The organism is Ruminiclostridium papyrosolvens C7 (assembly GCF_000421965.1).
In the GTDB taxonomy this organism is placed as follows: domain Bacteria; phylum Bacillota; class Clostridia; order Acetivibrionales; family DSM-1351; genus Ruminiclostridium; species Ruminiclostridium papyrosolvens_A.
Genome location: NZ_ATAY01000020.1, coordinates 16,841 through 31,403, shown reverse-complemented (window position 1 = coordinate 31,403; position 14,563 = coordinate 16,841). Strand labels below are relative to the sequence as shown.

Annotated in this window: 14 protein-coding genes; all 14 read right to left on the bottom strand. The window is 36.6% G+C overall.

Translation table 11 applies throughout. From position 1 onward, the window contains the following. Position 1 precedes the first annotated feature (1 nt). Positions 2-1,576, bottom strand: coding sequence for a flagellar basal-body MS-ring/collar protein FliF (gene fliF / locus L323_RS25130; RefSeq protein ID WP_020814406.1), 1,575 nt, complete (start codon positions 1,574-1,576; stop codon positions 2-4). 101 nt (positions 1,577-1,677) lie between these two features. Continuing rightward, positions 1,678-1,986, bottom strand: a complete 309-nt coding sequence (gene fliE / locus L323_RS25125) for a flagellar hook-basal body complex protein FliE (protein ID WP_014313949.1) — start codon at positions 1,984-1,986, stop codon at positions 1,678-1,680. A 67-nt stretch (positions 1,987-2,053) separates the two neighbouring features. Next, positions 2,054-2,497 (bottom strand): flagellar basal body rod protein FlgC, encoded by a 444-nt coding sequence (gene flgC / locus L323_RS25120; protein WP_020814405.1) that lies wholly within the window; start codon positions 2,495-2,497, stop codon positions 2,054-2,056. Positions 2,498-2,499: 2 nt separating this feature from the next. Beyond that, complete coding sequence (gene flgB / locus L323_RS25115) at positions 2,500-2,913, bottom strand: flagellar basal body rod protein FlgB (protein ID WP_020814404.1); 414 nt, start codon at positions 2,911-2,913, stop codon at positions 2,500-2,502. A gap of 139 nt (positions 2,914-3,052) precedes the next feature. Beyond that, a complete protein-coding gene (trmFO, locus tag L323_RS25110; protein ID WP_020814403.1) occupies positions 3,053-4,363 on the bottom strand; it encodes a methylenetetrahydrofolate--tRNA-(uracil(54)-C(5))-methyltransferase (FADH(2)-oxidizing) TrmFO in 1,311 nt (436 codons plus the stop codon). 137 nt (positions 4,364-4,500) lie between these two features. Beyond that, complete coding sequence (topA, locus tag L323_RS25105; RefSeq protein ID WP_020814402.1) at positions 4,501-6,624, bottom strand: type I DNA topoisomerase; 2,124 nt, start codon at positions 6,622-6,624, stop codon at positions 4,501-4,503. A gap of 149 nt (positions 6,625-6,773) precedes the next feature. Beyond that, positions 6,774-7,898 carry a DNA-processing protein DprA gene (gene dprA, locus L323_RS25100; RefSeq protein ID WP_020814401.1) on the bottom strand — a complete coding sequence of 375 codons (1,125 nt, stop codon included), beginning with the start codon at positions 7,896-7,898 and terminating at the stop codon, positions 6,774-6,776. A 10-nt stretch (positions 7,899-7,908) separates the two neighbouring features. Continuing rightward, positions 7,909-9,438 carry a YifB family Mg chelatase-like AAA ATPase gene (locus L323_RS25095; RefSeq protein ID WP_020814400.1) on the bottom strand — a complete coding sequence of 510 codons (1,530 nt, stop codon included), beginning with the start codon at positions 9,436-9,438 and terminating at the stop codon, positions 7,909-7,911. A 219-nt stretch (positions 9,439-9,657) separates the two neighbouring features. Beyond that, positions 9,658-10,122 (bottom strand): transcriptional regulator NrdR, encoded by a 465-nt coding sequence (nrdR, locus tag L323_RS25090; protein WP_014313991.1) that lies wholly within the window; start codon positions 10,120-10,122, stop codon positions 9,658-9,660. A 90-nt stretch (positions 10,123-10,212) separates the two neighbouring features. Continuing rightward, complete coding sequence (locus L323_RS25085; protein WP_020814399.1) at positions 10,213-10,473, bottom strand: YlmC/YmxH family sporulation protein; 261 nt, start codon at positions 10,471-10,473, stop codon at positions 10,213-10,215. Between the two features lie 91 nt (positions 10,474-10,564). Next, positions 10,565-11,338: an RNA polymerase sporulation sigma factor SigG gene (gene sigG, locus L323_RS25080; protein WP_014313993.1), complete on the bottom strand. Its 774-nt coding sequence runs from the start codon at positions 11,336-11,338 to the stop codon at positions 10,565-10,567. A 137-nt stretch (positions 11,339-11,475) separates the two neighbouring features. Further along, the gene (gene sigE / locus L323_RS25075; protein WP_020814398.1) at positions 11,476-12,207 is read right to left on the bottom strand and encodes an RNA polymerase sporulation sigma factor SigE; all 732 of its coding nucleotides are present in this window, start codon (positions 12,205-12,207) and stop codon (positions 11,476-11,478) included. 39 nt (positions 12,208-12,246) lie between these two features. Continuing rightward, positions 12,247-13,146, bottom strand: coding sequence for a sigma-E processing peptidase SpoIIGA (gene spoIIGA / locus L323_RS25070; protein WP_020814397.1), 900 nt, complete (start codon positions 13,144-13,146; stop codon positions 12,247-12,249). A gap of 242 nt (positions 13,147-13,388) precedes the next feature. Continuing rightward, the gene (gene ftsZ / locus L323_RS25065) at positions 13,389-14,531 is read right to left on the bottom strand and encodes a cell division protein FtsZ (RefSeq protein ID WP_020814396.1); all 1,143 of its coding nucleotides are present in this window, start codon (positions 14,529-14,531) and stop codon (positions 13,389-13,391) included. Positions 14,532-14,563: the final 32 nt, after the last annotated feature.

Below are 14,563 nucleotides of genomic sequence, written 5' to 3'. Positions count from 1 at the left end.
TCTATTCATAATCATCTGTTAACCAATTACGTAACAACTGTGCAACAGCATCCGGCTTTTGCTTAACAAACTTATCAATCTGCTTTTTAACCTCTGACCTTTCTTCCGTATCAATTTCCGGAACAGGATCGGGCCTAATATCATTGTATGCAAACTTGGAGGATGTTATTGCAGTATCGTCATCAACTGCAAATGCAGGCTCCAGTTTCTGCTTAGATTTTTTCGGCAGAGCAATTATTACAAAAGCTATAACCATCAATGCCAATAAAGCAAGTAAACCATAATTGGAAAGAAGATTCTTTAATGTATCTGCCGTAGAAGGTGTTTCTACTACCGGAGGCTGAATCTTAAGCTTTGATACCGCTATGTTTTCCACTGGAATACCTGTTGCCATACTGGCCAGGTTCTTTACTTGAGTAATCATTTCGTCATTAAGCTTTGAATCATCAGCAACTCTGTTGCCGTATAATAAAGTAATGGCAGCAGAAGATCTCTCTGGAATAATCTCTCCCAAAGACTTTTCACTTTGTTTATTTGTTTCATTGTATTGGAAATTCTCAGTGACATCTGATTTGTTATAAGATTTAGAATCGTCGGAACCTGCCGGATAGGATGGCGTTGTACCGGGGTTTGAATTTACACCGGGTGTTCCTCCGGTATCCCCATTTTTTAAATTTTCCTTTGTCTCTTGTCTGCTAATGATAGCACCTGAGTCTGCACCATTAGGATTAGTAAATTCCTTTGAGGACTGAGTAAGTGTATCAAAATCAAGAACAGGATTTACAACTACCTTGGCCGTATCAAAACTATCTAATTGATCAACCAATACTTCTCTTACATTTTTTTCAAGGTCATTTTTATACTTCTTTTTCATGTCGTATTGAGTGGACGTTTTATCTATTCCGTTGTCACTGTCTGTATTAAGTACATTTCCTTTATTGTCCACAACAGTTACATTTTTGGGATCCAACCCCTCAACACTGCTTGCAACTATTTTTACAATACTTTCAGCCTGTTTAGCACTTATTTCATCTTTAGGAGTAATAACAACTGACGCCTTTGCGTCCTTACTGTTGCTATCATCAATCAAAAGAGTCTTTTCAGGTCTGACAATAGTTACATCTGCATCTTCAATATTCTGAAAAAGCTTTAACTGTCTGGCAATATCTGATTCATCAAGTTGCTGCCAGATATGCTTTTTATCACTTTCTGTTGTATTTATCTTTATACTGCTGAGAGCGTCAGCGAAAGTGAGACCATTTTTTGAGTAACCTGTAGCTAATTCAAAATGGGCTTCGTCACTGTCATTTTCGTTAACAATAATTCCTGATTTGTCATCAGTAAGTTTGTAGGAAATTCCTTTTTCCTTTAATATCTTTTGCATTGCAGCAACATCTTCAGGACTGGCATCACTAATAACAGTAGTATAAGTCGGCCTTGTAATTAAAAATAGTCCTATACCTACAGAGACTACCACAATGCCTGTTATAATAAAAATACGCGTTTTTTGAGATTTATCTAATCCCTTCCAGAAGTCAAGAAGCGGCTTGAGCAATCGAGTTAAAAATTCTGGCAAAGCTACCACCTCATCAATTAATTTATTTCATCATTAGTTTTCTTGTATAGAAACCTAAAAATAAATTTACATAATACTACAAATTTTACATAATTTCCGGATTATATCTGCATTCTCATTATTTCAGAATATGCATCTAGAATCTTGTTTCTTATTTGCATGGTAAACTGCAGAGCAACACTCGCTTTTTCTCCAGCAATTAAAACTTCGGGAATATTATCCGTTTTGCCTAAAGCAAAATCTTCTTGTAATTTATTAGATTGATTTTCCAGATCTGACACCTTCGTAAGTGCTGATTTCAAGTAATCTCCAAAACTTACCTCAGGCGTATTTTTATCGTCATTAATTCCTTTAAGACTAAAATTATCAGGTATTAATCGTTGTACTTCCCCTATCTTGTCTACCGCCATACCTTAACCCCCCTGATTTACAACTCCAACCATAGAATTTAAACTAAAGTGTTCCGGTCATCTACAATTATTTACCAATTTCTAAAGCTTTCAGCGCCATAGATTTGGTGGCATTTATCGATGTAACATTGGCTTCATACGATCTGGTTGCTGAAATCATATTAACCATTTCCGTAACAATATCTACATTGGGCATGTTTACATATCCTTCAGCATCAGCATCAGGATGTCCTGGATCGTATACCTTTTTAAACTCCGTAGGATCTTCCACAATACTACTGACCCTGACCCCGTTACCGCCATTGAGTTTGTTTGATGCGTTCTCCAAAGCCTGAGAAAATGAATTTGAATCTGAACGTTCTTCAAATACTACTTCTCTTCGTCTATACGGAGTACCATCAGCAGTTCTTGTAGTACCTGCATTCGCTATGTTCTGAGAAATGGTATCCATTCGTACTCTTTGTGCAGTGAGTCCGGAAGCACTTATATCCAATGCACTAAAAATACCCATAATCAGCGTCTCCCCTCTGAAATTACATTTTTAATCTTGCTATAATTACTATTAATCATTTGGATCAGCGAATTATATTGAATGGTGTTTTTAGCCAGATAAGCCATTTCACTGTCTATATCCACATTGTTCCCATCAATACGCATGCTCGTATCTGAATTGTCCTGAGTAATCTCAGGCTTAATCTTATCAATATTCTTTGATTTTATAGGTATATGCCTTTCATCAGTTGTAATTCCCTCAAGCTTTTTGCTATCAAGGGAATCATTCAAGTACTCCTCAAAAGTAACATCCTTTCTTTTGTAATTCGGAGTGTCTACATTAGCCAAGTTCTGGGATATAACCTCGTTTCTGGCCCATGAGGCATTTAGAGACTTTTCAAGTAAATTGCTCTTTTCGTATAATTTTTCTATCATAATAACCCCGCTCCCAACTTATAGCATATATCCAATAACTTTTTTATTAGCTAAATTCTAGCATATAAAGTTTAAAAATACAATAAATAAAGCTTATTATTGTACCATATTAGGACTAATTCCCCAGAATATAGTGTCCTTAAAGTTCTACTTTTTTGACAAAATTAACAGAATTTTTTGCAATTTCCATATTACGTTTTTTCTTATCTCTTATGGAAACTATTAATTCGTCTATCCCGTTAAATATTCCGAAATTAACATTCATAGGCTGAAAATTCTTTACACTTCCATCTGAAATATAGTTGCTTAATGCTCCAATTGCGGTATTGGGCGGAAATTCAATTCTTCCGTTTCCCATACACTGTGCTGCTGCATTTATTCCTGCTACAAAACCTGATGAAGTTGATTCTATATATCCTTCAACTCCGGTTACCTGTCCAGCAAAATATAAGTTTTCATTGGTCTTTAATCTGTATGTGTTATCAAGAAGCCTTGGGGAGTTGATATAGGTATTTCTATGCATTACACCATATCTGACGAACTCCGCATTTTCAAGTCCGGGTATCAGTCTGAAAACCCTATTCTGCTCAGGCCATTTTAAATGAGTCTGAAAACCAACTATATTGTACAGAGTTGCATTTTTATTATCCTGTCTAAGCTGCACTACGGCATAGGACTTTATGTTCGTCCTTTCATCAACCAGCCCTACAGGTTTTAAAGGCCCGAACCTCATGGTGTCTTTTCCCCTGAGCGCCATACTTTCTATAGGCATACAGCCTTCAAAAACCATATTCTTCTCAAAGTCTTTTACTTCAGCAGCTTCAGCATTAACTAGCGCGTCATAAAAGATTTCGTATTCTTCCCTGGTCATCGGGCAATTTATGTAATCTTCAGAGCCCTTTCCGTACCTTGCAGCCTTAAATGCCTTGTTCATGTTTATTGAATCATACGTAACTATAGGTGCTGCAGCGTCAAAAAAGTGAAGATATTCTTCTCCGGTAATACCTTTTATATAATTAAACATCGGTTCTGATGTAAGAGGCCCTGTTGCAATAATAGTTATATTTTCATCAGGTACTGTATCCATTTCTCTATTAATTATTTCAATGTTTTTGTTTTCCTTGATTTCTCTGGTTATATATTGTGAGAATCCTTCTCTATCTACTGCAAGTGCTCCTCCCGCAGGAACCCTGGTCTCGTCAGCAGCTTTCATAATCAAAGAGTCCATAGTCCTAAGTTCCTCTTTTAGTAGTCCCACTGCATTTTCAAGTTGGTCAGAACGTAGGGAGTTACTGCACACCAACTCTGCAAAATCAGTAGAATGGTGAGCAGGTGTACTTTTTTCTGGCTTCATCTCATAAAGAGTTACATTAATACCCCTTTTCGCTATCTGGTACGCTGCCTCACATCCTGCAAGTCCTGCTCCTATTACATTTACTTTCTTACACATCTAAAGTCTCCTTCAATTTATGTCAATAAATAAAATTAACCGAAAGCAGTCTTTTTTTACCTTCGGTTAATTAACTATTATAAGTATAAATAATTTTGATTTAATATACAATGTGAAAATTGTTCTATTTACAAAATTTATTTGGTAGTATCTGTTGAAGCTTCCGTATTACTGGTACACTTGTTGTTGCTACATTTAAGAACCTTCTTTTTACCGGAGGATTTTTGAAGCATAAATGCCCCACAAACAGGACACATTTCCTTATTTGGACTCGGCATATCCCAGCTCATAAATGAACATTCCGGATTTCTCTCACAACCAATATACTTTTTACCCTTTTTAGTCTTTTTAATGAGCACCTTTCCCTTACAAAGTGGGCATTCTACCCCAGCCTCTTCTACAATCGGTTTAGTATTTCTACATTCCGGAAATCCGGGACAAGCAAGAAACTTACCGAATCTTCCATGTTTAACAACCATATACCTTCCACACTTATCACATTGTACATCAGATACTTCCACAGGTAATTCAACATCACCTATTGATTCTTCGGCCTCTTTAAGTACTCCTGCAAATGAAGAATAAAAATCCCTCATTACGGCCTTCCATTCTTTGTTACCGTCCTCAACATCATCCAGTTCACTTTCCATCTGAGCAGTAAATTCTGTATCAACAATGTTCTCGAAATGGTTCTTCATTATGTCATTTACTATTTTCCCAAGTTCCGTTGGTACCAACAACTTCTTTTCCTTTAGAACATAACCACGGGATAAAATAGTTGTAATCGTAGGGGCGTAGGTACTAGGTCTTCCTATCCCTTTCTCTTCTAGAGCCCTAACAAGGGTTGCCTCTGTGTATCTGGCAGGAGGTTGAGTAAAATGCTGCTTTGGGGTATTCTTTTTCAATTCAAGAATATCTCCTTCATTCAGCTGAGGTAGGTTGTTTTCCTTTTCATTCTGCTCCCCATCTTCCTCCTTACCTTCAACGTCATTCCCTTCAATATACAATACCATGAATCCCGGAAATTTTACTTTAGACCCATTCGCTTTGAACATGTATTTCCCTGCAGTAATATCAGCAGATACAGTGTCGTATATGGCAGATGACATCTGACTTGATATAAATCTGTCCCAGATAAGCTTGTAGAGCTTGTATTGTTCAGCACTGAGAAATTCCTTTAGTCCCTCAGGTGCCATATCCATATATGTCGGACGTATTGCTTCATGGGCATCCTGAGAAGCTGATTTGTTTTTATATACCCTCGGATTTTCAGGTATATAATTCTGTCCATACTTTGTCTTAATATACTCTCTGGCCTCGTTCTGTGCATCTGCTGATATCCTTGTTGAGTCTGTTCTCATATAAGTTATAAGACCCACAGAGCCATGGCCCTTTATTTCAATACCTTCGTATAGCTGCTGAGCAACCATCATGGTCCTCTTCGTCGTAAATCCCAGTTTTCTGGAAGCTTCCTGCTGTAATGTACTGGTAATAAAAGGTGCTGCAGCGGCCCTTTTCTTTTCCTGTTCTTTAACCTTTTGCACAATATATTGGCTTTTATTTATTTCATCTAAGATAGAATTAACCTGTTCCTCATTTGTTAATTCAACTTTTTCCTTGCCTATTCCATAGAATCTTGCTTCAAAATTCGGACTTGCTTTCGGTTTTGAAAGCTTTGCCGTTATTGACCAATATTCCTGTGATTCAAAATTTTCTATTTCATCTTCCCTGTCGCAAATCATTTTTGTAGCTACGGATTGTACTCTTCCTGCACTCAAGCCTTTTTTTACTTTCTTCCAAAGCAGAGGGCTTATCTTATAGCCCACTATTCTGTCCAGTACTCTTCTTGCCTGCTGTGCATCAACAAGGCCCATATCTATTGTTCTTGGCTGTTTTATAGCGTTCTTTACCGCATTTTGTGTTATTTCATTAAAAGAAACTCTACACTTCTGCTTTTCATCAATATTTAATATTTTGGCCAAGTGCCAGGATATCGCCTCACCTTCACGGTCAGGGTCAGTTGCTAGAAACACTTTTTTTGCTGTCTTGGCTTCTTTTTTCAGCTTTGATATAACATCGCCCTTGCCTCTTATCGTAATATACTTGGGCTCAAAATCATTATCAATATCAACACCCATCTGACTTTTAGGTAAATCCCTAACATGTCCGACAGAAGCCTCTACTTTATATCCCTTACCTAAAAATTTGCTTATAGATTTAACTTTTCCGGGAGACTCCACAATAACCAGGTTATCAGCCATTTTATTCCTCCGTGTCGAATATCCATTTTCTGTATATTATATTATTAAACAACTACTAATTTAAACTGGTTTTTTCAATCTGTCAACCTCACATTAGTAATTCTACATTAATTACTCGAAATTATTCTTATTTTTTTTATGTATTATGACTATATTATAACCTCAAATAATTTACCGGGGTTCTGTCCAATTATTCCTTTCATTTCAAGCATAAAAAGTATACTGTTAGCATCTTTTGCAGAAATACTACTTCTTTCAAGAATTTCTTCAATATTATGTGCTCCCTTTAAAATTACCTTTAATATTTTTATTTCGTCAGTTGTTAGACCTTTAAATAGATTTAGGTATTTTTTACTTATTTTCTCATTGGTATCCTCATGGACAGGTGTAAAATTCTGTATTCCGCCGTATTCAAATTCTTCCAGAATATCTGAGGCATTCAATACCAATTTAGCCCCTTCTTTAATTAATTGGTTTGTACCCATACTATAGGCACAGTCGATATTTCCCGGAACGGCAAAGACCTCTCTTCCCTGCTCTAAGGCACACCCTGCAGTAATTAGAGAACCGCTTCTTTTGGCCGCTTCGATGACAAGGACTCCGCTGGAAATTCCACTTATTATTCTGTTTCGTGCCGGGAAGTTATGTTGCAACGGCGGCATTCCCGGAGGGTATTCAGATAACACTAATCCTTTGGAATCTATAATATCCTTAAACAGTCCTGCATTTTCCTGAGGGTAAATATTATCAAGCCCGGAACCGAGAACCGCTATGGTTTTTCCTCCTGCATCCAGACAACCTTTATGAGCAATACTGTCAATTCCTTTTGCCAGACCGCTTACTATTGTTACACCTCTCATTGAGAGGTCATATGACAATCTACCGGCCATTTTCGCACCATACCCGGTAGTCTTTCTGGAACCAACGACTGCAATAGAAAAACTGTAAGATTCAAGCTTTCCCATATAATATAGAGCTATAGGCGGGTCATATATATTTTTAAGTTTCTGAGGATAGATTTCTTCGTAAATATTTACCATTTTTATATTATTTCGCACCATCACTTCGTACATAGCACCAACTCTATCTCTTTTGTCTGAGTTCAAAAGCTCTTTTATATTTTTTTCAGTTAACCCTTTTGTATTTTTAAGATCATTTTCCGAAAGACCATATATAACATCGGGACATTTATATTTTTCCAGTAAATCAAATGCCTTTTTCGAACTTAATCCTTCCAAGGATGATAACCAAATCCAATACTCAATATCTCTCATAAATTCTCCTTTATATTTTTATTCTGTCCATACTGCGGTATTGTATCGCTTCGGCAATATGTTCAGATTTTATTTTCTCACTGTCATCCATATCAGCAATAGTCCTTGCTACTTTTAAGATTCTGTCATAGGCTCGAGCACTCAGTCCAAGCCTTTCAAATGCCATTTTAAGAAGGCTTGACGTATTTCTGTCAAGTTCACAGTATTTTCTTATCAACGTTGGCGTTAATTCGGAATTTGAATATATTCCCAGCCCTCTGTACCTGTCAGTCTGAATCCTTCTTGCCCTATTAACTCTTTCACGTATAACGGCAGACGTTTCTTCCTTGACTTCATTATTTAAATCGTCATATCTCACGGGATGTATTTCTGCGTGTATATCAATCCTGTCCAGCAACGGCTGACTTAGTTTACCAAGATATTGCTGGACCATTTTGGGAGTACAACTGCATTTGTTGGAAGGTTCCAGATAATAACCGCATTTGCATGGGTTAGCTGCACAAATAAGAGTTGATCTTGCAGGGTATGTAATACTTCCGTTGACTCTGGATATGGTTATCTCTCCATCCTCCAGTGGCTGTCTAAGCACTTCAATAGCACTTTTTTCAAATTCGGGAAATTCGTCCAGGAACAGAACACCGTAGTGAGCGAGGCTAACCTCTCCCGGTTTGCACTGTTTTCCGCCACCTACAAGACTTATTGCTGATGTTGTGTGATGGGGATTTCTGAAAGGTCTGTGTGTAATCAGGGAAGTATTTCTCGGCAAAAGACCTGAAATACTGTGTATTTTTGTTATTTGAACCGCTTCCTCGAATGTCATATCAGGAAGTATTGACGGCAGCCTTTTTGCCAACATTGTTTTACCGCTACCGGGTGAACCTATCATGAGCATATTATGGGAACCACAGGCGGCTACTTCCATTGCCCTCTTCAAACCTGCCTGTCCCTTTACGTCACAAAAATCCAAGCTGTCTTTAGTATTATGCATAAATATGCTATCCACGTTTATAAGGTAGGATGGAATAATTTTATCGCCATTTAGATGCTTTATAATATCATTAAGATTTTTTACCGGTAAAATGTTTACACTACTGAATACTGCTGCTTCATCGGAATTGGTTTCAGGTACAAATATATTCTTTATGTTATTTGTAACAGCACAGCAAACCATTGAAATAATTCCATCTATTGGCTTTATACTTCCGTCCAGAGAAAGTTCTCCTAAGAACATATATAACGAAAGCTCGGTATTCTTTATTATATCCGAAGCTACAAGTATTCCTACTGCAATGGAAACGTCATACATTGATCCTCCCTTCCTCAGACTTGCAGGAGCCAGATTTATTGTTATTCTCCTTACAGGAAAATCAATACCACTATTCTTAATAGCAGCTCTGACTCTTTCACGTGATTCTCTTACTGCCATATCGCCAAGTCCTACTACGTCAAAACTGGGTATACCATTGCTTATATCCGTTTCAACGTCAACAATACAGCCGTCAATACCCAAAAGGGCACAGCTCTTTACCTTTGAGACCATAGAAAAATCCTCTCAATTATTTTTTTAGAAATTTAGATGTAAAACACATTTGAATATAACTTAAAGAAATTTTAAATAGAAACCTTACCAATTTAGACAAAATATTAAGAATTACAAGAAATGATTTCGTTCTATCGGATACAATTTTAACATAAAACTATATTAAAGTCAAAAAAACCCATTCAGTAAGCGGAATGGGCTGTATTTTTTTTACATAATCTATTCCATTTTCTCATCTCTAAGCAGTTTCCTAAGCTCGTCCATGAAAGTATTTATATCCTTGAATTGCCTGTAAACAGACGCAAATCTTACGTAAGCAACTTCGTCCATGGTTTTAAGCTTTGACATAACCATTTCACCAATATCTTCTGTAGTTACTTCTCTTTGAAGTGAATTATGCAGTTGTGATTCAATATTTTCTACCATTTTTTCCAAATCGTTTATAGAAACAGGTCTTTTCTCACATGCTCTTAAGAGTCCATTCATTAGTTTATCCCTATCAAAGGGCTGTCTTGACTTATCCTTTTTAATTACCATCAGGGGTAGACTTTCAACCTTTTCATATGTGGTGAACCTTCTGTTGCATTTTGTACATTCACGTCTTCTTCTGATAGCAGAACCTTCATCTGTGGGTCTGGAATCAATGACCTTATCTTCTATAAAACCGCAAAATGGACACTTCATTTGTTTATATCCTCCTGTTGAAAAGCAAGTGTTTTCTATGCTGATTCCATTTTACCTTATTTGATAATATTTGTATACCTACAGCCGCTATCATTCTAAAAACTTTCTGACAATATTCTCATTCATTTCGACCAGTATTATTTCGTCACCAACCTTTATTATGCTCTCCCATGGAATTATGTACTCATTGTCCTTTCCAAACAGACCAAACCATTTACCCGGTATAGGTACTACTATCCCCTCTATTCTTCCGTCATTGAGGTTTATTTCGACATCTGAGACCATTCCCAGGCGTGTACCATCCGAAACATTTATAACTTCCTTATCCTTCAGGCTGCTTGCTCTTCTCATGTATTGACCTCCACAATCAAAAAATTAGGACATATATTAATAATTATATGTCCTAATTTTTTGGATATGAAATTTTAATTTTTCATATTTATTAAATGTACTTCTTCATATGCATTAATGCGGTCTTTTCAAGTCTTGATACCTGTGCCTGAGAAATTCCTATTTCATCTGCAACTTCCATTTGAGTTCTTCCTTCAAAGAACCTGAGATTTAAAATGAGTTTTTCCCTGTCATTAAGTTTACGCATGGCTTCTTTCAGAGAAATCGTTTCAAGCCAATTCTCGTCAATATTCTTGTCATCACTGACCTGATCCATTACATAAATGGCATCTCCTCCATCATGGTAAACGGATTCAAACAACGATATAGGGTCTTGAATGGCATCCAATGCAAAAACAATATCCTCCTTGGGAAGTTGAAGTTCCTGAGCCAGTTCTGCTATTGTAGGCTCTTTTGAATTTTGTGTTGTAAGCCTCTCCTTTGCCTGTAATGCTTTATACGCAATATCTCGCAATGAACGGCTAACCCTAATGGAGTTATTGTCTCTTAAATACCTTCTGATTTCTCCTATTATCATTGGGACTGCATAAGTTGAAAACTTAACATTCTGAGTTACATCAAAATTATCTATAGCTTTTATTAAACCTATACAGCCTACCTGAAACAAATCATCAACATATTCTCCTCTATTATTAAACCTCTGAATAACACTTAATACAAGCCTGAGATTTCCATTTATAAACTCATCTCTAGCAGAATTATCGCCTTTATGCATTCTTTCAAATAGTACTTTTTTCTGTTCATTGGTGAGAACAGGAAGTTTAGATGTATTAACGCCACATATTTCAACTTTATTGATAAGCATATAAAAAACCTCCAGAGCAATAATAACTGTGCAATATCATTATTGCCATGAAGGCCTATTTTATACTGAATTATCATCCAAAATATTTTTCTCGAAACCCTTGACAAGCTTGCTTTTGAGGGCTCAACGGCTTCTCTCTAGGTCATCCTGCTAATCTCTTTTTTTAGTCTGCTGATAATTCTTTTTTCAAGTCTTGAAATATAAGATTGTGATATACCCAGCATATCAGCCACTTCTTTTTGGGTTTTTTCAACACCGTTAGAAAGACCGAACCTCAACTCCATTATTTTCTTTTCCCTTACTGATAATTTTTTCATTGCTGCAGCAAGAAGCTCCTTGTCAACCTCGTCCTCAATACTCCTATGAATCATGTCGTTATCGGTTCCAAGTATATCCGACAGCAGCAGTTCATTACCATCCCAATCGATATTTAAAGGTTCATCAATAGATATTTCTGCCTTAACCCTGTTGTTTCTTCTCAAATACATCAGAATTTCATTTTCAATACATCTTGAAGCATATGTTGCAAGCTTGATATTTTTTGAAGGATTGAATGTATTTATAGCCTTTATCAAACCTATAGTACCTATGGAAATCAGATCTTCTACTCCTACGCCTGTGTTTTCAAACTTTCTTGCAATATAAACAACCAGTCTTAGATTTCTTTCAATTAAAATACTTTTAACGCCATAATCGCTTTGTTCGAGCTTATGAAGGAGGTATGTCTCTTCGTCGAGGGTAAGAGGAGGCGGCAGAGCCTCACTGCCCCCTATGTAATGTACGGGAAATGATCTCCCAATCTTAAATTTCCTTAATAACGTTTCGTACTTGATAAGTAAGTACATCTTACACCTGGATACAAAATTCATTTAGCTGTCCCCTTTCAAATATGTATATAGTAATTCAGCCTACGCAACCAGTTCCGGACCAAGCAGTGCCTTGTACTTTTCATTCCTTGACAGGGACCTGTTGTATATACCTACAATCACATTTTTTACATCCCTTTTCTCTTCTTCCTCACCTATTTCAATAAAATCAGGTTTAAACCCTATAAGCATTCCGTTTTCCTTGCCCAACGAGCTAAAGGGTATCAACCTGAATCTTGAAAACCACTTTGAAGTTGAAATTGTTGTAGTTACACAGCTTAAATCGTCTTCCTTTGAATTTTTAAAGATATTCTTTATCTCTATTGGCAATAGTTCTTCCAGTGCATTAAATTCCACAACCATTACAGGATTATTTGTTAAAGGGTCCTTTAATGAATTGCCGGTATCTACTAAAGCAGGAAACCCTATCTTTCTGTTATCGAAGGCAATCTTAACCGGTATCAGTAGATTTTCTCTGGTAAATTTACTTTGAATGACTTCCATGAATATTTTTATGATTATACCCACCGTAACAAGTGAAAAAAACATTAAACTCCACTTTGATTGTCCAAATACATATACAATACCATTTTTCACAAAACCTCCCTGCTCGTTGAAAAACAAGAAGGCAAGTGCCGCACCGGCAAATATAAAAGTCGATATGTAGAAAATTACCAATGTTTTTATGAATGTCATAATCTTTCTGGGAGAAAAGGTTACAGCAATTATAAAGAAGGATAAAAGTATCTTTGCCAAAGTAGTATAGAATACCTTTATATCAGGTTCAATAATGATTATACCAACATATAAGGCGCCTATTATCGCCCCTGCGAATAGTCGCAAAGTACTGGTTCTATACCTGGAAAACTTTGCAGTAACATATAGAATAAGATAATTGATAACCAAATTTTCAAGTATAAGAACATCCAAATAAATTTCCACTTTTATACCTCACAATTACTAAAAGACCTGTACGGAAATTATATCTATTAAATTATTATTCAAGCCTTTATGTTTTTATGTTTATTATACATAGTTAATTAACAAAAGTTTGTCAAAAAGAAATGTAGAAAAAGAATTTTCATATGACAAAATAGGTTTTCAAAATCCCGGAAAATGCAAAAAACCCGTTGGAACTTCCAACGGGCTGTAAATGCGATAAATTAATCGAATCTATATTTTAATTATTTAAATCTGTTTCTTCTAAGAAATGTTGGTATATCAAGTTCATTGTCAACTGACATTGAACCGGAAGAATTTTTCTCTTGGGAAACCGAACCGTAACTTCCACTTTCAACAGGCATTGAAGCATTTGCACTTACAGGATTTTTAACTACTTTTTCAACAGGCTTCTCAGTCTTCTTTAGGATAGGACTTGTCTCAAAACCAGTTGCAATAACTGTTATCATAAGTTCATCCTTGAGATTGTCGTCAATAACAGCTCCAAAAATTATATTTGCTTCGGGATCAGCAGATTTCTGAACCAATTCGGCAGCAGTATTTACTTCAAACAGACCTAAATCAGGCCCTCCTGTAATATTTACAAGTACTCTCCTTGCTCCTTCAATTGATGTTTCAAGAAGTGGACTTTGAATTGCTTGTTTTGCTGCTTCTTCTGCCCTGCTTTCACCGGATGCTCTTCCAACTCCCATGTGAGCCAAACCTGAACTAAGCATTATTGTTTTTACATCGGCGAAGTCAAGATTTACTAAACCGGGAACGGCAATCAAATCAGAAATACCCTGTACACCCTGAAGTAAGACATCATCAGCCATTCTGAAAGCCTCTACCATGGTTGTTCTCTTCTCAACAACCTGAAGAAGTCTGTCATTTGGAATTGTTACCAAAGAATCAACGGAATTTTTAAGGTTTTCTATACCTCTTTCAGCATGCTGCATACGAGTTCTGCTTTCAAACATAAAAGGTTTTGTAACAACAGCTATAGTAAGAATACCCATCTCTCTTGCAAGCTGCGCTACAACAGGAGCTGCACCAGTTCCTGTTCCGCCACCCATACCGGCAGTAACAAAAACCATGTCAGCACCCTTTATCGCTTGAGCAATCTCATCTCTGCTCTCATTAGCTGCTTTTTCTCCGGTTTCAGGATTTGCTCCGGCACCAAGGCCCTTAGTAAGCTTGTCTCCTATCTGAATCTTAGTATTGGCTTTTGATAAAAATAATGCCTGCTTATCAGTATTAATCGCTATAAAATCCACGCCTCTTAACCCGGCTGCTATCATCCTGTTAACGGCATTGTTACCACCGCCGCCGCAACCAATAACTTTTATTTGGGCAAAATGGTCCATGTCAATCTCGAAATCTAGCAATTTAAATCCCCCTTTAGCATTTGTAATAAAAC